Source organism: Hwanghaeella sp. LZ110 (assembly GCF_048892525.1).
GTDB lineage: Bacteria > Pseudomonadota > Alphaproteobacteria > UBA8366 > Aestuariispiraceae > Pacificispira.
Window position 1 is genome coordinate 1 of sequence record NZ_JBLZHT010000013.1, and the last position, 18,624, is coordinate 18,624.

At 55.2% G+C, this 18,624-nt stretch carries 18 protein-coding genes; 6 read left to right on the forward strand and 12 right to left on the reverse strand.

The genetic code is table 11. The features are described from left to right. Positions 1–284: 284 nt before the first annotated feature. The gene (gene pcaD / locus ACOSDM_RS19125; RefSeq protein ID WP_420726142.1) at positions 285–1,079 is read right to left on the reverse strand and encodes a 3-oxoadipate enol-lactonase; all 795 of its coding nucleotides are present in this window, start codon (positions 1,077–1,079) and stop codon (positions 285–287) included. An 85-nt stretch (positions 1,080–1,164) separates the two neighbouring features. On the opposite strand from pcaD, the gene ACOSDM_RS19130 reads away from it, so the two are divergent. From ACOSDM_RS19130 to ACOSDM_RS19140, 3 genes are all read left to right on the forward strand, one after another. Beyond that, positions 1,165–1,587, forward strand: a complete 423-nt coding sequence (locus ACOSDM_RS19130; RefSeq protein ID WP_420726143.1) for an acyl-CoA thioesterase — start codon at positions 1,165–1,167, stop codon at positions 1,585–1,587. Positions 1,588–1,603: 16 nt separating this feature from the next. After that, on the forward strand, positions 1,604–2,002 hold the full coding sequence (locus tag ACOSDM_RS19135; protein WP_420726144.1) for a RidA family protein: 399 nt from the start codon (positions 1,604–1,606) through the stop codon (positions 2,000–2,002). Positions 2,003–2,106: 104 nt separating this feature from the next. Beyond that, positions 2,107–2,835, forward strand: a complete 729-nt coding sequence (locus ACOSDM_RS19140; protein ID WP_420726145.1) for a hypothetical protein — start codon at positions 2,107–2,109, stop codon at positions 2,833–2,835. On the opposite strand, the gene ACOSDM_RS19145 is transcribed toward ACOSDM_RS19140, so the two are convergent. The 7 genes from ACOSDM_RS19145 to ACOSDM_RS19175 form a co-directional block, all read right to left on the reverse strand. Further along, on the reverse strand, positions 2,832–3,614 hold the full coding sequence (locus tag ACOSDM_RS19145) for a methyltransferase domain-containing protein (protein WP_420726146.1): 783 nt from the start codon (positions 3,612–3,614) through the stop codon (positions 2,832–2,834). The two genes, ACOSDM_RS19140 and ACOSDM_RS19145, sit on opposite strands and share 4 nt — an antisense overlap. A gap of 89 nt (positions 3,615–3,703) precedes the next feature. Further along, on the reverse strand, positions 3,704–4,771 hold the full coding sequence (locus tag ACOSDM_RS19150) for an ABC transporter substrate-binding protein (RefSeq protein ID WP_420726147.1): 1,068 nt from the start codon (positions 4,769–4,771) through the stop codon (positions 3,704–3,706). Positions 4,772–4,847: 76 nt separating this feature from the next. Next, the gene (locus tag ACOSDM_RS19155) at positions 4,848–6,221 is read right to left on the reverse strand and encodes an aminotransferase (RefSeq protein ID WP_420726148.1); all 1,374 of its coding nucleotides are present in this window, start codon (positions 6,219–6,221) and stop codon (positions 4,848–4,850) included. 40 nt (positions 6,222–6,261) lie between these two features. Then, the gene (locus ACOSDM_RS19160; protein WP_420726149.1) at positions 6,262–7,449 is read right to left on the reverse strand and encodes an aminomethyltransferase family protein; all 1,188 of its coding nucleotides are present in this window, start codon (positions 7,447–7,449) and stop codon (positions 6,262–6,264) included. A 26-nt stretch (positions 7,450–7,475) separates the two neighbouring features. Beyond that, complete coding sequence (locus tag ACOSDM_RS19165; protein ID WP_420726150.1) at positions 7,476–9,035, reverse strand: phytoene desaturase family protein; 1,560 nt, start codon at positions 9,033–9,035, stop codon at positions 7,476–7,478. Beyond that, entirely contained in the window at positions 9,032–10,636 is a 1,605-nt protein-coding gene (locus ACOSDM_RS19170) for a phytoene desaturase family protein (protein ID WP_420726151.1), read from the reverse strand. Before ACOSDM_RS19170 ends, ACOSDM_RS19165 begins: the two co-directional genes overlap by 4 nt. Before the next feature lie 157 nt (positions 10,637–10,793). Continuing rightward, entirely contained in the window at positions 10,794–11,090 is a 297-nt protein-coding gene (locus ACOSDM_RS19175) for a YciI family protein (protein ID WP_420726152.1), read from the reverse strand. Positions 11,091–11,174: 84 nt separating this feature from the next. Here ACOSDM_RS19175 and ACOSDM_RS19180 point away from each other — a divergent pair, with 84 nt between their 5' ends. After that, positions 11,175–12,050, forward strand: coding sequence for a LysR family transcriptional regulator (locus ACOSDM_RS19180; RefSeq protein ID WP_420726153.1), 876 nt, complete (start codon positions 11,175–11,177; stop codon positions 12,048–12,050). A gap of 9 nt (positions 12,051–12,059) precedes the next feature. On the opposite strand, the gene ACOSDM_RS19185 is transcribed toward ACOSDM_RS19180, so the two are convergent. From ACOSDM_RS19185 to ACOSDM_RS19195, 3 genes are read right to left on the reverse strand one after another with little or no spacing between them, the layout of a single operon-like run. Continuing rightward, a complete protein-coding gene (locus tag ACOSDM_RS19185) occupies positions 12,060–12,473 on the reverse strand; it encodes a Fur family transcriptional regulator (RefSeq protein WP_420726154.1) in 414 nt (137 codons plus the stop codon). Positions 12,474–12,487: 14 nt separating this feature from the next. Then, positions 12,488–13,300 (reverse strand): metal ABC transporter permease, encoded by an 813-nt coding sequence (locus ACOSDM_RS19190; protein WP_420726155.1) that lies wholly within the window; start codon positions 13,298–13,300, stop codon positions 12,488–12,490. Further along, a complete protein-coding gene (locus ACOSDM_RS19195) occupies positions 13,290–14,111 on the reverse strand; it encodes an ATP-binding cassette domain-containing protein (RefSeq protein ID WP_420726156.1) in 822 nt (273 codons plus the stop codon). Before ACOSDM_RS19195 ends, ACOSDM_RS19190 begins: the two co-directional genes overlap by 11 nt. 247 nt (positions 14,112–14,358) lie before the next feature. Between ACOSDM_RS19195 and ACOSDM_RS19200 the strand changes: the two genes are divergently transcribed. Together ACOSDM_RS19200 and ACOSDM_RS19205 are read left to right on the forward strand one after the other, a co-directional pair. Next, positions 14,359–15,381: a zinc ABC transporter substrate-binding protein gene (locus ACOSDM_RS19200; protein ID WP_420726157.1), complete on the forward strand. Its 1,023-nt coding sequence runs from the start codon at positions 14,359–14,361 to the stop codon at positions 15,379–15,381. Positions 15,382–15,702: 321 nt separating this feature from the next. Continuing rightward, the gene (locus ACOSDM_RS19205) at positions 15,703–17,364 is read left to right on the forward strand and encodes an EAL domain-containing protein (RefSeq protein ID WP_420726158.1); all 1,662 of its coding nucleotides are present in this window, start codon (positions 15,703–15,705) and stop codon (positions 17,362–17,364) included. Between the two features lie 8 nt (positions 17,365–17,372). On the opposite strand, the gene serA is transcribed toward ACOSDM_RS19205, so the two are convergent. Beyond that, positions 17,373–18,620, reverse strand: coding sequence for a phosphoglycerate dehydrogenase (gene serA, locus ACOSDM_RS19210; RefSeq protein ID WP_420726159.1), 1,248 nt, complete (start codon positions 18,618–18,620; stop codon positions 17,373–17,375). Positions 18,621–18,624 lie beyond the last annotated feature (4 nt).

Here is an 18,624-nt window from a genome sequence, read left to right on the forward strand (position 1 = left end):
GGCCTCCCCCCCTCAAGGGGGGAGGGGTAAAATATGGGGCTCCCCCCCTCAAGGGGGGAGGGGTAAAATATGGGGCTCCCCCCCTCAAGGGGGGAGGGGTAAAATATGGGGCTCCCCCCCTCAAGGGGGGAGGGGTAAAATATGGGGCTCCCCCCCTCAAGGGGGGAGGGGTAAAATATGGGGCTCCCCCCCTCAAGGGAGGAGGAGAAAAAGATGCGGCTCTCCCCACCTCAAAGGGGAGAGGAGTAATTGACTATGTCTGTTGAGCAGGTCGTTCAGGGTCTCTAAATTTTCAGAAAATCTATAATCTTCTGTGCCACCATGTCGGGTTTTTCCAGACAGGGGAGATGGCCTGCCTGATTAATTACTTCATAGCGGGCATTGGGCATCAGGTCCGCCAGGGCGTTGACCAGTTCCGGTGGGGTTGCCAGATCGGCACTGCCGCACAGGCATAGGGTTTTCGCCTCTATCTGTGCAGTTGATTCCGTCAGGTCCGCATCGCGAATGGCGGCGCACAGGTCCGTATAACCCCGTGCCGGGATACGGGTCAGCATCGCCCAGGCGCCGTCATAGATCTCCGGGCTTGCCGCCTTGAAATTGGGGTCAAACCATCGCAGCAGCACAGCTTCAGCAATGGCAGACATGCCATCCTTCTGGACAGCGGCGATGCGGGGATTCCAGACATCCGGGCTGCCGATCTTATGGGCCGTATCACACAGGACCAGATTTGCTATGCGGTTCGGGGCCTTCGCAGCAACGCTTTGGGCGACCATGCCCCCGACAGAAAGACCAACCATATGCACGGTCGAAATGTCCAGCGCATCCAACAGGGCAATGAAATCATCTGCCAGTGCCTCAATGCTGACCGGACCATCCGACAGGGCCGTCAAACCGTGCCCGCGCATGTCATAGCACAAGGTCCGCACGGTCTGGGGCAGGCGGTCAGTGACACCGTCCCAGATCCTGAAATCCGTTCCCAATGAGTTTGCAAAGGCGACAACCGGAGCATCATCCGCAGCCGATTCCGGCACAGTCAGGCGATAATGATGGGTGCACCCATTCACGGTTAAAAACTGCATCCTGAAACTCCTTTGCAAAAACATTTTAAGCTTGAAATATTTTCTCTCAAGCCCGACACTCTGCGCAACAGAAAAGAGGATACCGATGCCAGCTTTTGAGACAACGCGCAAAATCCTGTTTGAACATTGCGACCCGGCGGGCATTGTTTTTTATCCCCGCTATTTTGAAATGTTGAACAATGTTGTTGAGGAATGGTTCGAGGATTTCCTGGGGGTTTCTTTCGCCCAATTGCATGGGGAGCGCCACAGCGGCATTCCAACAGTGTCCCTGCAGGCGGACTTCAAGAAACCCAGCCGCCTGGGCGATGTCGTAACCTTTCGATATGGCATTGAAAAGCTGGGTGGGTCCAGCCTGACAGCGCGGTTTGAAATTCATGGACCCGATGGGTTGCGCCTGTCGGGGCAACAGGTCCTGGTGCATGTCGACATCAATGTGATGAAGCCAACCCCATTTCCGGATGATTTACGCGCAGGCCTGGAACGCACCAGAATAGACGTCAGCAATTAGGGTAAGGAAACCGATCATGCATCAGAAATTACATCCCAGCACCTGGAAGAAAGCCTCTGGCTATGCCAATGGCATCGAAGCACCAGCAGGGCGCACCCTGTTCCTGGGCGGTCAGATCGGTTGGACCGGCGATCAGGTCTTTGAAAGTGATGATTTCATTGAACAGGTCCGCCAGACCTTGAAGAACATCGTTGCGATCCTGGCGGAAGCCGGCGCGGGACCGGAACATCTGGTGCGTCTGACATGGTTTGTGACGGACAAACGCGAATATCTTGCCCGTTTGAAAGAAGTGGGCGAGGCCTATCGTGAGACTTTAGGGAAAAATTTCCCAGCCATGACCATGGTCCAGGTTGTTGCCTTGGTTGAAGACCGGGCAAAGGTCGAAATTGAAGCAACGGCGGTTCTGCCCGCATAAACTTTCACATCCCACTGCTTCGCACTTGACCCGAAGCCTTGTTCCGGGGAAAGGTCATAGCCCCTGACGAATTCAGTCACCAGGGGCCATCGGAGCATTCATTCATGTTAGGTATTCTTTCAGTCGGGCTGTTGATCGGCATGCAGCACGCGCTTGAGGCCGATCACGTCGCTGCGGTGTCCTGTATCGCCACGCGGGAGCGTTCCGTTGGGCGCATCGTGCGACACGGGGTTATCTGGGGCTTTGGTCACTGTCTGACCCTGATCGCCATCGCAGGCGGTGCGATCCTGTTCGGCGCGGCCCTGCCAGACCGGTTTTCGACCCTTTTGGAGGTTCTGGTCGGGGGAATGCTGGTTATCCTGGGGGGGCAGGTGATTTATCGGCTTGCGCGCGATCGGCTGCATTTTCATCGCCACCGTCACCAGGACGGCACCGTTCACCTACACGCCCATTCCCATGCGAAGGATGCCCTGCCTGTTCAGGATACTCATCCTCAAGAAGTCCCTGCCCCGAAACATGACCATGGTCATCCGGCGGGATTGCCATGGCGCACCTTGTTGATCGGCATGACCCATGGCATGGCGGGATCTGCGGCTCTGTTGGTCGTGACCGCAGCTGGGATGCAATCCAGTGCGCTTAGCTTCGCCTATATTGCTTTATTTGGCGTCGGCTCGCTTGTGGGAATGGCCTTGCTGTCCTCCCTAATGGCCGTGCCCCTGGCCTGGTCGGCCCGTGCGATGACCTGGACACATCGGGGCCTGCAATCGGTCACCGGAACAGCGACAGCAGCGCTAGGCCTGTGGATCGCCGTAGAGGCTGTCAGCAAGCTTTAGTGTGGTTTCCGCGCCCGGAAATGATGCGGGCAATGTTCGCCAGAGTCCAAAACAACCAGCATCGCCTCCCAGGTATTGATCATACCCTGTAATTCCTGGACGCTCAGGGTCGCCTCAAATTTTTGGCGTTCGGGACCGACCAGACGCGCCAGTTCCTCTTTGGCGACATCCCGATACCAGGGATTCCGATTGGTCAATTGAATGTCGACGAATCCAGCCGCAGACAGGGCGTCCCGATAGCGGGAGGGAGAGGCCATGCCGAACCCCAAATCTTCCTGTGCGATATAGGCGGCCATTTCCGGGCTGGGGTCGCTGTCATGGGATATCAACCAGTCCGAGGCAGCAAACCATCCGCCAGAGCGCAGCACGCGAAAGGCATCCTGTGCTAAGGCGTGCTTGTCGGGAATGTGGACGATGGAATCCTTGCTGAAAACGATATCAACAGAGGCATCGGGCAGGGGAAAAGGGCCCGGCGTGACCTGGCGGATTTCGACGCGCTCCGTCAATCCCGCATCGGCAACACGACGTCTGGCATGGGCACAGACGGGTTCTTCCACATCCAGCCCGATGACTTTGCCCGCCTGATATTGCCCGGCCAGGGCAATTGTAATGCCGCCTGCGCCGCTGCCGACATCCACAATGGTCTTACCGGTAAGATCCAGCCCGGCCAGAATGCGCGCCACTTCTTCCGGTCCGCCAGGGCTCAGGAATCCCTCACCCCACAAAGCCTCCAGAAAGGCGATGTGGCGATCATCATAGTTTAAATCGTCATCCAGCATTGTCCTCTCCCAAAAGACTATGGGCGCAAAGGGTATGATCCCTTCGCGCCCACAGCAATTTCAATTTAACCACACAAACCAGGAATGGATTAGAACCCAGCCTTGATCTGTTCAAATTCAGCAATCATCTTTTCGCGCAATTCGGCCGGAACCGGGGCCTGCCACAAGGTCTTATCCCGGAAGGAATCGACATTGTCATAGCCCATGCTGGCCAATGTTGCCTGATCCATTGCATTCATAGCCGTTTGGTTGGAATGACCATAGCCCCAGGCATTGACCAGATAATCTGCAGTCTGTGAAGACAGCCAAGCATTCAGGAAGGCATAGGCCTTGTCCTCACTGCCGCCGCCATTCTCCATCATGGAATACCCGCAGACCCAGGTGGAAAGTCCTTCATCCGTATCCCGTTTCATCGCAGCCGGATGCCCTTCAGCCTGCAGACGAACCGGCGTTTCATTCCACGCCCAGGCCAGGGAAACCTCACCAGAAGCCATGGCTTGCGCCAGGGTTGCACCATCCTGCCAATAGAAGCGGACATTTTTGTGCACTTCGCGCAGGAAGTCAGAGGCGGCTTTAAACTGCTCGTCAGTGGCCTTGGTCCAATCCGTCACGCCGGTAGCAAGAAAGGCCAGCGCATAGGCGTCATCCACATTGTCACCGATAGAGACCTTGCCCTGAAACTTCGGATTGGCGAAGGCCTTCAGGGATTGAACTTCGGATTCTTTGATCAGGTCGGTGCGATAGGTCAGCGCGGTGTTCCCCCAATCGATCGGCAGCATCCAAATTTTATCGCCTTCAACAAATCCCGGCATGTCGCGCAGGCCCGGATTCAGGTCTCCAAAATTATCAAGACGCTTGGCATCCATCGGCTTGATCAGGCCGGCATCTTTCCAGCGCGATACACTTTGAGAGCACGGATGGGCCAAATCAGCCTGGAAACCAGCGCGCAGTTTCTGGAAGGCTTCTTCCTCATCGCCAAAAAAGGCAAAAGTCGGGGCTGCTCCATTTGCTTCTGTGAAACCCTTATAGAATTCCGGGTCTTCATAACCGGACCAGTCAAACACGACCAGTTCCGGATCAGCTGCCTGCGCAGATCCCCCTAGAATCCATGCGGCAGTCGCGGCGGCCAACGCCACTTTGATGGTGGTAAATCGCATTTTTAGTCTCCCTGTTCTTGTCATTCCCTAAATTGATTCCCTTCGACCGAATGCCGACAGGAACCGGTGGTCGCGCTTAAAACTCGGTCGCGACCAGACGTATCGCCTCCGACAGGATAGCGAACATATCGTCTATTTGTCCCTCAGTAATAACCAAAGGGGGCGAGAAAACGCACATATGGCCCAAGGGACGCACGATCAGGCCCAGTTCTTCACATTTCTGGTCAACCTTGTTGCCAAATGCTTGCAAACGCTCAGCGCGGGTTTGATCGTCACTTGGGTCTACGGCGGCTTCGACACAGCCAACAAGACCCATTCCCCGTGTATCCCCGACATTGGGCAGATCGCGCAGGGCATTCAGCTTTTCCATGAACCGGGGGGAAATCGCCCGCACATGTTCCAGAATTTTCTCGTTCTCGATTATTTCGATATTCTTCAGGGCAGCGGCGCAGGAAACGGGATGCCCTGAATAGGTATAGCCGTTGTTGAAGAATGTGTTCTCATGACCTTCACCGCTGATCGGTTCCAGCAACCGGTCGGATATCAGGCAGGCACCAAGCGGCAGGTAGCCTGACGTGATGCCTTTGGCGCAGGTGATCATATCCGGTTGAATATCAAACACATCTTTCGACGCGAACCAATGCCCCAAGCGTCCAAAGGCCGTCACAACCTCGTCAGAGATATAGAGAATATCGTATTTATGGCACAGTTCCAGCGTCCGCTTGTGATAGCCGGGCGGGGGAATGATCACGCCGCCGGATGCCAGGATCGGCTCGGCAATGAAGGCACCGATCTTGTCCGGACCGGTTTCCAGGATAAGCGCTTCCATCTCCGCCAGTTTGGCATCGCACCAATCGTCCAGGGATGTGCCCTTGGGGCGCAGATTGGGATTCACGTCGGATAACAGGCGCACGCGGTCTTTTTCGATATCCAGGTTGTTGCTGCCCTGATCGCGCCCGGTGACGGAAGCCGACAAATAGGTCGATCCATGATAGGCGCGTACCCGCGACAGGACGATCTTCTTGTCGCGACGACCCAGGCGATTGTTATAGAAATGCATGAAGCGGATGGCGGTATCGACGGCTGTTGAGCCCCCGGTGGTGAAGAACACGGTGTTCAGGTCGCCCGGTGCCAGATCCGCCAGCTTTTTGGCCAGCAAGGCCGGTGGCGCGCTGGCCGTGTTCCATGGCGAATTATAGGACAGCTTCATGACCTGATCTGCAATCGCATCGGCCATATCCTGCCTGGCATATCCGATCTGGGAACACCACATGCCGCCGGGCCCGTCGATCAGTTTCCGCCCGTTCTGGTCATAGACATAGATGCCTTCCGCAGAGGCAGAGATGGTGCGATCCGCGCTGCCAAACTCCGCCATTCCTTCCCAAGGGTGCATGAAATGGGTGTTGTCATAATCGCGGATGGTTGCGGCTGAATTGCTAAGCGACTTCATAACGGGTGTCTCCAAAAAATTGAACTTAATACAAGGCTGGTTAGCACAGGGCAGGCGGTGTCGCCGCGCGGCGCGGGTTGTTAAAGAAGGGACGGTCCGCAATTTTCGCCGGAACCATGGCGCGGTCATACTTCCCTTCCTTGTCATGATAGATCTCAACCTTGAGATCCGTCGTGATATCGATGCCAAAGGGGGCCTTCAGCATGGCCAGCGCCAGATTGCGTTTGCAGATCGGCGACCATAGGGCCGACGTGATCAGGCCGGCCTCCGTCTTCCCCTTGTGATAGACCAAGGCCTGATGGGCTGGCTTGTTCCCATCGATTTCCAGGGCGACCAGAGCATAACGTGGCCCAGTTTCCTTAGCTTTCAGCAAGGCGCGGCGGCCATTGAAATGCCCCTTGTCGAAATGCACCAGCCGATCCAGGCCCAAATCAAACGGGGTGCGCCCCCGCGTCGGGCGCAGTGCATGATGAATGGATTGGAACTCAACACCAGTCACCATAAACCCGGCTTCAATGCGGGCCATATTCAGTGCGTCATAGCCAATCGGGCGTAACCCTAAATTCCGACCGGCGCTCATCAGTCGATCATACAGCGGCAGCGCATTTTCTGAGTCAGCCCACAGTTCATATCCCAGATCGCCTGTAAAGCCGGTTCGGGAAATCATGATGTCATCATCGAAATGCTGAATATCAAAAGGCTTCATGCCCTCTGTGCCCTCAAAACCGGCGGCTTTCAGAACGGAATAGCTGGTTGGCCCCTGCATCGACAGGCCAACCACGGTCTCGCTTTCATCGGTCAGGGTGACATCAAAACCCCAGGCGACATCACACAGCCAGGTATATTGCGGTTCCTGACAGCACAGGCGGAAATGGGTGTCAGTGAAGCGGAAGATGGTTCCATCATCAATGGTACTGCCATCTTCGTCACACCAGACGGCATAGCCGACACGATTGTCCTTCAGCTTGCGCACATCCCGGGTCAGCAGACGATTAACCACGGTTAAGGCGTCGGGCCCTTCAATCCTGTATTTATGCATGGGCGACAGGTCAAACAGGGTCGACTGATTGCGGATCGCGAAATATTCGCTTTCCACCGATTGAAACTTGCGGGCAGACAGGAACCCGGACCAGCCCATCCAATCCTGGGTGATATTCGCAGGTTCCAGACGCGCGTGGAAAGGGGTTGGCACCAAACCGCGTGGCACCTGAACGGGGGTCTGTCGCATGGTTGAATTCTTAAGAACCTTGTTCATCACGCAGCCTTCCGTTTCAAACCGGCCAGCACCGCATCGGCGGCATTCAGGCCCGGCAGCGCCGTAACGTCACCGCCTGGATGGGCCGATGCGCCGCACAAATACAGGCCCGATACCGGAAGGGCATAGCGTTCCATGCCAGGGGCGGGGCGCATCATCAGCATCTGATCGGCAATTAATTCGCCATGGTGCCAATGACCGCCCGGTGCGCCGGTTTCGATCTCGATATCCTGGGGGCTGATCACTTCCCGCGCCGTGACACTATCGGCCAGTCCGGGTGCGATGTTATCCAGGGCGGCGATAACGCGATTGCCCAGATCGGTATTGCTGTTGGTATCCCAGCCCTGTTTCAACTCGTAGGGTACATATTGGACGATAGCGGACAGGACATGATGGCCGCCAGTCGTGATGGAAGGATCGCTGAGGCTGGGCACCACGGCCTCAAAAATTACATCGTCTGGTAGACGGCCATACTTTGCGCCGTTATACCCCAGTTCCAAGGCATCCATGGACGGGGCCATCACCCAGCGTGCTGCGGCAAGGCTTTCATCCAGACCCGTAATTTTCGGGGCGTTGGACAGGGCCAGATTGACCTTCGCGACAGCACCCTTGGTGCGAATATGCCGGACACGACGCACCATTTCCGCATCATAATGGAGAATATGGGACAGGTGCATCGTGGTTTTCGGATCCAGGCTGGACAGGACCTGATCACAGGCCAGCCTGCTGCCATCCTGCAGCACAATGCCGGTCACTTGATCATTGGCCACGCTGATTTCAAAGACTTTGCTGTTACAGCGAATTTCAACGCCCGCCGCGATGGCGGCATTGGTGAAACTGGCCGCCAGCGCGCCCATGCCCCCTTTTGGCAGGCTGCGCCGCGCCCCTTCCCGCATGCGGGTCAGAAGGCTCAACATCGTACCCGGCGCGCGCGGACCCATGTGACCGCCAAGGATGGCATCAAACCCAAGAACACCGGCCAAAGGTCCGTCCGTGATTTCATCTAGAACGGCGTCATAGACATTCGACAACGCGACCCGCATGAATTCACGCAGGTCATCCTTGCCCTGCAACCGCATGTTCAGGCCGATTTTTCCCAGATCAACCGCTTGACGCCATCCGCCCCCGGTCAGGGCTGGCGGGGCCTGTCTTGAAATCTGCGCGATGCCCGCTGCAAATTTTGTCAGTCGTTTGGTTAAGGCCTGATATTGGGCGGCGTCTGGATGGGGGGTGCCATCGGCATAATGGACTGTGCCACCCTGCAACACGACGTGTCGACCTGTCGGGCACAAGGCAATGGTTGGCATGTCACTTACAGCGGGTGTGCACCCATGATCCTGCAGGCCCAAAGCCTTGATTTCCGGTGTGCCCAGTCCCATCAGCAAATGGGCAAAGCGGGGTGCGAAAACACCGGGTTCCAATTCACTCTGGGCAATGGCGCCACCTGGTGTTGCTGCTTGCTCCAGAACCAGAACCTTTTGTCCGGACTGGGCCAGTCGCGTTGCGGCCGCCAGGCCATTATGTCCTGCCCCAATGATGATGGTGTCATAGTTGCTCATGCTGCACGCTGCCCGCGACCCAAATCGCTTAAGATTTCCCGTGCCGCATTTGCGCCGGGGGCTGCCATAACGCCGCCGCCGGGATGGGTGGAGGATCCGCACATATACAGTCCTTTGATCGGGGACCGATATTGCGCATAACCCGGCACCGGTCGGTTAAACAGCAATTGGTCGAAGGTTAATTCGCCCTGGAAGATATTGCCTTCCGTCAGGCCGACTTCCCGTTCGATATCCCAGGGGCTGCGCACTTCCTTATGAACGATCAGGTCCCGGAAATTGGGGCTGTATTTCGCGATTTTGGAAATCACGGATTCGGCCATGGCGTCCCGGTTCGGCCCATCCCAGCTTTCGCCATTCGCCAGCTCATAGGGGGCATATTGCACAAAGACCGTCATCATATGCTTGCCCGGCGCGGCCAGCGTCGGATCGATCAGTGACGGGATTAGCATGTCGAAATAGGGGTCGGTGGACCAGCGTCCCGCCTTCCATTCGTCATAGGCCTGTTCCAATTCGTCCAGCGATTGGCTGGCATGCATATCGCCCTGGGTCAGAATCGTGCCTTTCGGCAAGGCAGGGAACTCCGGCATGCCATCCAGCGCAATATTCAGCTTGGCTGAGGACCCCCGGATTTTGAACCGCTTCACGGCTTTCACAAAATCGTCGCTTAACGTCCCGTCTTCTACATGGTCCAGGAAGGTGCGGCGGACATCCATGTTGGATACCACGGTTTTCGCCGTAATCTCATCCCCATTGTCCAGCGCGACACCCACGACGTTACCCTCGCGGCATAGGAATTTCTCAATGCCATTACCTGCGCGGATTTCGCCGCCTGCTTCCTTGAAGGCAGAGGCCAGGGATTGGCTGACGCCGCCCATGCCGCCCCGGCTGAAGCCCCAGGCACCGATGCTGCCATCGACTTCCCCCATATAGTGATGCAGCAGGACATAGGCCGTGCCCGGCGAATAAACGCCAAGGCCTGTGCCGATAATGCCACTGCCAGCCAGATGGGCCTTCAGGATTTCGCATTCAAAGAACTCATCCAGGAAATCTGCGACGGAGGCTGTGTAGAATCTCAGCGTATCGGCCATCTGGCGCGGGCCCATATCATGGAACCGCTTCAGCAAATACAGTAATTCCTGAATATCGCGCGGGCGCATCCGCACAGGGTCTGGCGGGCTGCGCAATAAAAGGGGGCGAATGAAGCGGCATTGCTGCAGCACAAAGCGGGAAAACCGGTCATAGGCATCCGCATCGCGGGGCGAATGGCGCTTAATCTCCCGGCGCAGCGCATCGTGGTCCGCATAATAACCGAAATAGTCGCCATTCTCCATAAAGGACAGGCCGCCCTCATAGGGGGTCACCTGCAGGCCATGGCGACCCAGATCCAGGTCGCGTGCCACTTCGGGGCGCAGCAGGCTGCAGACATAGGAACAGTTGGAATAGGTCCAGCCGGGATGCAATTCGCGGCTGACCGCCGCGCCACCGATCCAATCGTTCTTCTCAACGATCAGGGTTTTCAGGCCAGCCCGCGCCAGATAACAGCCCGCCGTCAGGCCATTATGGCCTGCGCCTACAACAATCGCATCATACTGATTTGCCATAACCCATCCGCGCGGCACGCACACCGCCTCTTATTATCCAATCTAAAGGATAACAGAGGATGGCAATCAGCGTCCATTCTTTTTTTTGAGCGCTTATTTAAATAAAGTGATCAGCTGATGAAAGGCGCGTATTCTAGGGGGCAGCAGATGGTATGGGTCACAGTAGCTTTCGGCCCTCAGCAAAGACTTGCACCCATTGCTTCACCTCAATCGTATCGCGCAGGCCGGTCGGCCAGAACGGGTCGGACTTAATCAGGTGCCATGCATCTTCAGTGGAATTGACGTCCACAAGCCACAGCCCACCTGTGATTGACCCATCCTTGTCCTTCAATGGGCCTGCCGCTTGAATGATGCCCTTATTCTGCATCAGAAAATCCAGGTGATTGGCCATGTGGCGTGTACGAATGTCTGGGTCAGCGTTTGGGTTGTCTTGAAACAGTATCGTGTGAAGCATGATATCCTCCTGTTGATGAGGTCTAAACTTCAATCTGCGAAATTGCATTTTCAATGCGTTAATTTGCATCTATCATCTGCAATTATGCAGGATCAAAATTGGAATGATTATCGCATCCTCCTGGCCATTGCGCGGGGGCAGTCCGTTTCGGCGGCGGCTTCTCTGTTGGGGGTCAATGCCACAACAATTTCCCGCAGATTGAAGGGGCTGGAAGAAAAGTCAGGCACGCCCCTATGCCTGCGGGATCGAAATGGAATATTGAGACTGACGGAAACAGCGACCGCGTTGGTGGAACAAGCAGAGGGGATGGAACGGTTCGCAAAGGAGGCTGATAAGCTGCTGGGGCAGGAGTCGATCCTGGGGGGAACAATTCGACTGACCGCCGTTCCGTTCATCCTGACCAGAATCATTTTGCCGAATATCGGTCGCTTCAACGACGACTATCCCAATATTCAAATCAGTCTTATGCCGGAAAACAAAAATCTTAGCCTGACCCGTCGAGAAATTGATCTGGCAATCCGGTTTGGTGAACCAAGAGAGGGAGGGAACGCCGTATTGGCTCAAAGAATTGGGCGCATGTCCTTCTCTGCTTATACGACACGGGCCTTTCCCGATTTACCTTTAGGGGATCGACCATGGTTGACTTATGATCCGGTGGTGGGTCATTTGCCGCAAGCCAAATGGACTGAAACAGTCGCTAAATCATCCAAGGGTCGGCCCGCCGGCATCTTGATGCATGATTTGGAAACGGCATTTGCGACAGTCACAGAAATGCCCGTATGTGCAATTTTACCAGATATTATTGCTGGTTCAGATAAGCGCCTAATCAGGGTTGAGGGGTCAACCGCCATGGAAACAATGACGCGCGATGTCTGGCTGATGCGACACAAAGATATGCGGGGCCTTGACCGGATAGAGGCCATGACGGACTGGCTAACAACCTCCCGGCTTTTTGGCTAAAACTGACTTCTATCGGCAGGCCGCGCAGAGCCCCCGTAGTTCCAGGGTGGTGCTGGTCGGGGTGAAATTTTCTGACTTGGCCCAATGTGCCAGATACTCGTCCAGGGAAGGATCGGTAAATTCCGTTACCTTGCCGCAGGATTCACAGATTGCAAACGCAGTCTGGGCTGCCTCTTCTGGGTGATCGTGATTGCAGGCAACGAAGGCATTCAGGCTTTCCAGCCGATGGGCTAGGCCGAATTCCAGCAATCGGTCCAGCGCACGATAAACCTGAACCGGCGCGCGCAGCCCATCATCGCGCAGTTGATCCAGAATGGCATAGGCGCTGAGCGGCTGATCCGTTGCATTCAGGATGCCATAGACCAATGCCTCATTCTTTGTCAGCGCACGGGGCGGTGAGGTGTCCTGATGGGAATGGTTCATAGCATGACTTTCTTTCAAAGGCGACGCAGGCGCTGTCGAAGAGCGACAGAGGGTAGTGCCAAACTAACCAGAAAGGCAATAAAGGTCGCAACGACAATCGATGGGCCAGAAGGTGTGTCCCATTCCAGCGATCCGAATAATCCACCCACAACAGACAAGGCCCCGATCCCGGCGGCCAGCACGGCCATCTGTTCTGGGCCGGTGGCGAACCGCCTGGCCGCAGCGGCCGGAATGATCAGCAGCGCGGTGATCAGTAAGACGCCAATCACCTTGATTGCGATTGCGATCGTCAGGGCCAGCAGGATAACGAAAAAGGCGTTGATTCGGTCCGGTCCAACCCCTTCCGCTTCTGCAAGTTCACGGTTCACCGTGGTCGCGAATAAGGGACGCCAGATCACGATCAAGGCGATCAGAACAGCCGCTCCACCCGCATAAATAACCGCTATATCGGTCTTCGACACGGCCAGAATATCCCCAAACAGCACGCCTTGCAGGTCCAGCCTGACCCAGGTCAGAAAGGCGATGCAAACCAGCCCCAGGGCCAGGGCGGAATGGGACAGCAGCCCTAGGATCGAATCAGAGGACAGGCTGGCCCGGCGTTGCAGGTACAACAATGACAGGGCGATCAGCGCAGAAACCAGAAAGACAGACAGGGTCGAATTGATGGATAATATGTAAGACAGCGCCAGACCCAAAAGCGACGAATGCGCCAGCGTATCGCCAAAATAAGCCATACGCCGCCAGACCACGAAACAGCCTAACGGTCCAGCAACAAGCGCAATGCCAATGCCTGCGATTATTGCGCGGGTGAAGAAATCATCCAACATGCCCGTTCACCCCGCTTTTCGGTGTTTCATGGGAATGATCGTGCGGTTCATGGCAGGTTTTGGTAATGCGGCCATCCTGTTGCCGGACGCGCCCGTCTGGCAGGTGGGTGTGATCATGATGGTGGGCATAGACAGCAATAGATGCCGCGCGTGGCCCGAACAGCTGCAAATATGCCGGATCTTCCGCAACAGATTGCGGGGTGCCGCTGCAACACATATGGCCGTTCAGGCACAGGACGGTATCGGTCGCCGCCATCACCACGTGCAGGTCATGCGATATCAATAGGATGCCACAGCCGATCTTGTGGCGAATTTCATCGATCAGGGTGTATAAGGCTGCCTCCCCCGCGACATCGACACCCTGGACAGGTTCGTCCAGCACCAACAGATCGGGTTTGCGGGCCAGGGCGCGGGCCAACAGCGCCCGTTGGAATTCACCACCCGACAAGGCACCGACTTCTGACTGGGCCAGATGCCCGATCCCAACCTCTTCTAACGCCGCCCGCCGGTCGGCCCTGGAAATCCGACCAGTCAGAGACATCAACCGATCAACGGTCAGGGGTAGGGTCCAATCTATCGCCAGTCGCTGGGGGACATAGCCAATGCGCAGATTGGCCGCACGGGTGATCGATCCCTCGTCGGGCTTGATCACCCCCAGAACCGTCTTCACCGTTGTGGATTTCCCCGATCCGTTGGGGCCGATCAGGGTGATGATTTCCCCCTTCCGCACCGTCAGATCAATGCCCCGGATCAGCCACCGGCCATTTCGCTGAACGCCAATCTGCTGTGCCTGTACCAATATATCAGCCATTTTCTGACCCTTGGAATACAGTGAGGAAACAGGGGGTGTAGACTGCTTTGGCAAGCCATCTATTGCATGGCTGTTTCCTGGCATAATGTGGTTCTTTCCGCATATCAGGGCAGATGATGGTCAAAAGCGGGCATTGGATCACTTCGTGCGCTGGCACAGGGTATTCCCACTTGATTGACTATTTATCATACGTTATACCGTAACGCAATTCATGTAATGATGTAACATTTCATTGGGAGTCGCGGTTATGATGCTTCGAAGGGTGGGTAACAAGATCAGTGGATTAGCGGCTTTACTTGGGCTGATGATGAGCGGTCTTGCATCCGTGTCTGTTGCAGACACATCGCCATCGGTTGTGGTGTCGATAAAACCGATCCATTCCCTTGTCGCTGGTGTTATGCAGGGTGTTGGAACGCCAAGCTTGCTGGTGACGGGGGCAGGATCACCGCATACATATTCCTTGAAACCATCCCAGGCGGAAGCCCTGCAGCAGGCAGACGTTATATTCTGGGTAGGGCCCGGTTTGGAAACCTTCCTGAAAAAACCTGTTGAGACATTGGGTCTTAACGCGGTCTCCGTCGCCCTGTTGCAGTCGCCCGGTGTTTCGGTCCTGCCACCCCGGGACAAGCACGACTTTGGGGAGGCACATCATAACGAAGATCATGATGCAGGCCATGACGATGATGATCATAAGAAAGGGCATGATCATGAGGAAGAACATAACCATGAAGAAGGGCATGACCATGGTGGCGTAGATCCTCATATCTGGCTGGATCCGCAGAATGCCATCGCACTGGTGCAGGCCATCGCAGCAACCCTTGCTGAAAGGGACCCGGCCCATGCCGTGCAGTACCAGGCGAATGCGAAGAGCCTGGAATCGCGGATTGTGGTCCTGGATAAGACCCTGTCTGTCGCACTGGCACCCATCGCGGACCAGCCCTTTGCTGTGTTTCATGACGCCTATCATTATTTCGAGGATCACTATGGCCTTCATGCCGTTGGCATGCTGACGCTTAACCCGGAATCAAATCCCAGTGCAGAACGGGTTCAGGCATTGCAGGAAACACTCAGCACCAGCGGTGCCAGGTGCATTTTCTCGGAGCCTCAATTTCCATCGAAACTGGTTTCAATAGTGACAAATGACAGCGGTATCGCGTCGGGAGTACTCGACCCATTGGGGGCGGCGCTTACGCCCGGTACAGATCTGTATTTTACCCTGATGCAGGATATAGCGGACGGATTACGCGGCTGCCTTTCCGCAACAAAGTGAAGAACGGCCAATACAGGCCACAGGATTATTCTCACCGGCGCTGAACATTGACATTACTTTATCAATGTTCAGCGCCGTAATATGTGGCTTTCGGTATAAAAACATTAGCAAAAAAAGGTTAATGTAAAAAATAAAGATGAACAATATCAACACATAAGCAATTTAAGTTATTTTTAGATCATGTAAAATGAATATTAAAATATTAATATTTTTTATTTCTGATATAGTAAAAATCGAATGATCGAACCCTGCATTTTCACATCGATTATTTCTTCATGAAAGACGCAGATGACGATTCGACATCCACGGTCATTTTCCACAATGGCCAGACTTCAAATGCATCCGAATGTCGGGCCCGGTGGACAAATTATCGCAATTCTATCCATCATATTGGTTTTGGGGATTTCCACCCATGTCGTTTTCATCGGTGGGGGAACGCAATTTGTGTGGCCCTATCTGATGATGATGCCAATTGCCCTGGCGGGTATGATTTTCAATATGCCAGGCGGTATTCTGGTGGGATTGATTGCGGCTCTACTTCTGGGGCCGTATATGCCATTGGATGTGGCACGGGGCCTGCCGCAAACGACCGAGAATTGGATCATACGGTGCGCCTTCTATGTTTCGATTGGCACATTTGTTGGCATCGTAGCGGCGCTATTGAACGCCGAGAACAAACGCGTCAAAGGCCTGGCAGAGATTGATGAGTCGACCGGCCTGCAATATGCCAGCAAATTCAGTATCCATGCGGCACCTTATAAAAAAGTGCCTGAAAAATATATTGTCTGTGTCATCAGCATCCGCAATTACTCTGACATCCAGGCAGTCTTTGGGTTTATGACGGCCAAGGCGTCGGCGATTCAGGTATTTACAAATTTTCAGGAACGATTGCTCGATGACACGGCAACGGTCTTACATATCAGTTCCACGGCGATTGGCGTTGTTCGTCCCGGATCATTGCTGGAAGGCGCTGATTTCTTGTCGGCTCTTGCCAAGGCCATTCCGCGCTATATCCGGATCAACAATGTGCGGCTTCCGGTGCGTCCGGCAATCGGGGTCGCAGAGGTTGAGAGCAATGACCTGAATCAACAGGCCCCTTTCGATAAGGCGCTTTTTGCCTGTGAAAAGGCGGCAACTGAAATTCATGGGGGTGCAACGTTTGACGCGGCTGATTTACTGCAACGCCAAAGCAATCTTTCCCTGATGGATGATCTGTATAAGGATCTTGATCAGGGTGGATGCCTGTCGATGCATTATCAGCCTAAACAGTCCCTTCAGGATAACATGATCTATAGCGCCGAGGCGCTGATCCGCTGGAACAGTCCCAAGCATGGCTATGTGCCGCCAGATCGTTTCATTCCTTTGGCGGAAAAGTCAGGCCTGATCAGTGGCGTCACCAAATGGGTGCTCAGTCAGACCGTTCAGGAACTGGAGCACTGGCGAAAGGTGGGGATACCGATTGATATGTCGGTGAATCTTGCCGCCGATGATCTGGTGGATGAAGAGATCCTGGATATTCTCCATTCATTGCCAAAGCGCCTTGGCAGCGCGTTTAACGGGTTGGAACTTGAGCTGACAGAAACAGGTTTGGTCAAGGATTTCGAGGCGACAAGCCGTGCCCTGGAAGATCTCAGAGCAATTGGCTATAAAATAGCGATTGATGATTTTGGAACGGGATATTCGTCGCTGCAACAATTCAAGCGGATCGACGTTAATACGATCAAGATCGATCAGTGCTTTATCACGGATCTATTGGAATCAGAGGAATCCCAGGGAATCGTATCGGCCTCAATTGCCATGTGTCGATCGCGCAACATCCAGACGGTGGCAGAAGGGGCGGAAGACGAAAAGGTCGTCACGCTTCTGCGCGACCTTGGATGCGATTTTGTCCAGGGCTATGCGATCGCAAAGCCGATGCCGGCGGAAGAATTCCGGGCATGGTTGTTCACGCAAAGCTTTCCCGGCTCTAAAAAACTTGGATAGCAGGCGCTTTACCGCAGCACCCGTGCGCGCAAGGTTCCTGGCAGGGTTTTGATTTCCGCAACAATGTCCATTGCATCGGCGACCCGTCCTTCCGCATCCAGCACGACATAACCGATTTCCCCTTCGGTCTGATAATGCTGGGCGGCGATGTTCACATTCCGATTGGCGAAAACATCGTTCAGACGGCGCAGTTCACCCGGCAGATTGCGCTGAACCTGAATGAAGCGGGTAACGTCCTTGCGCGGCGGCAATTGGACCTGTGGGAAGTTAACCGCCCCGACGGTTGAGCCATTATTCGCATATTCTGACAGTTTCCGGGAAACTTCCTCTCCGATCCGCTCCTGCGCTTCCAGTGTGGACCCGCCAACATGCGGAGTCAGGATAACATTATCCAGGCCCTGCAGGGGGGAGGTGAAGGGTTCTGCATTGGAAGGGGGTTCGACCGGGAATACGTCAACCGCTGCGCCTGCCAAATGGCCGGATTTCAGGGCGTCGGCCAGGGCATTCAGATCCACGACCGTGCCACGCGCATTGTTGATGAAATAACTGCCTGGCTTCATCTTCGCAAACTGCGCCGCCCCGATCATATCCTTGGTCTGGGGCGTTTCCGGGACATGCAATGAAACGATATCGGCCTTTTCCAACAGGGCATCCAGGCTTTCCATCGGATGGGCGTTACCGTGACTTAACTTGTCGGTGTGATCGTAATAGATCACCTGCATCGCCATGGCTTCGGCCAGAACCGCCAACTGTGTCCCGATATTGCCATATCCGACGATGCCCAATGTCTTGCCGCGCAATTCCATACTGCCCGTCGCGGACTTATCCCAGGTTCCGGCGTGAGCGGCGGTGGAGCGTGGAAAGGTCCGGCGCAACAGCATGACGCTTTCCGCCAGGGTCAGTTCAGCTACGCTGCGGGTGTTTGAAAACGGCGCGTTGAATACTGGAATGCCGCGCCGCTGCGCCGCATCCAGGTCAATTTGATTGGTCCCGACAGAAAAACAGCCGACAACCCGAAGCTTTTCCGCCTTGCTGAGGATTTCTTCCGTCACCTGACTGCGGGACCGAATACCCAGAATCCGCACATCATCGGCCAGCGCCTCTGACAGCGCATCGCCGGTCAATGCCTTGGTCAACCGTTCAACCTTGCGAAATCCAAAGCCAGTGAAATGATCAACTGCGCGTTCGGAAATACCCTCCAGCAGCAGGATTTTCGATTCGGCGATGTCTAAAGGCAATGGTTCCAGTATCGACATAGCG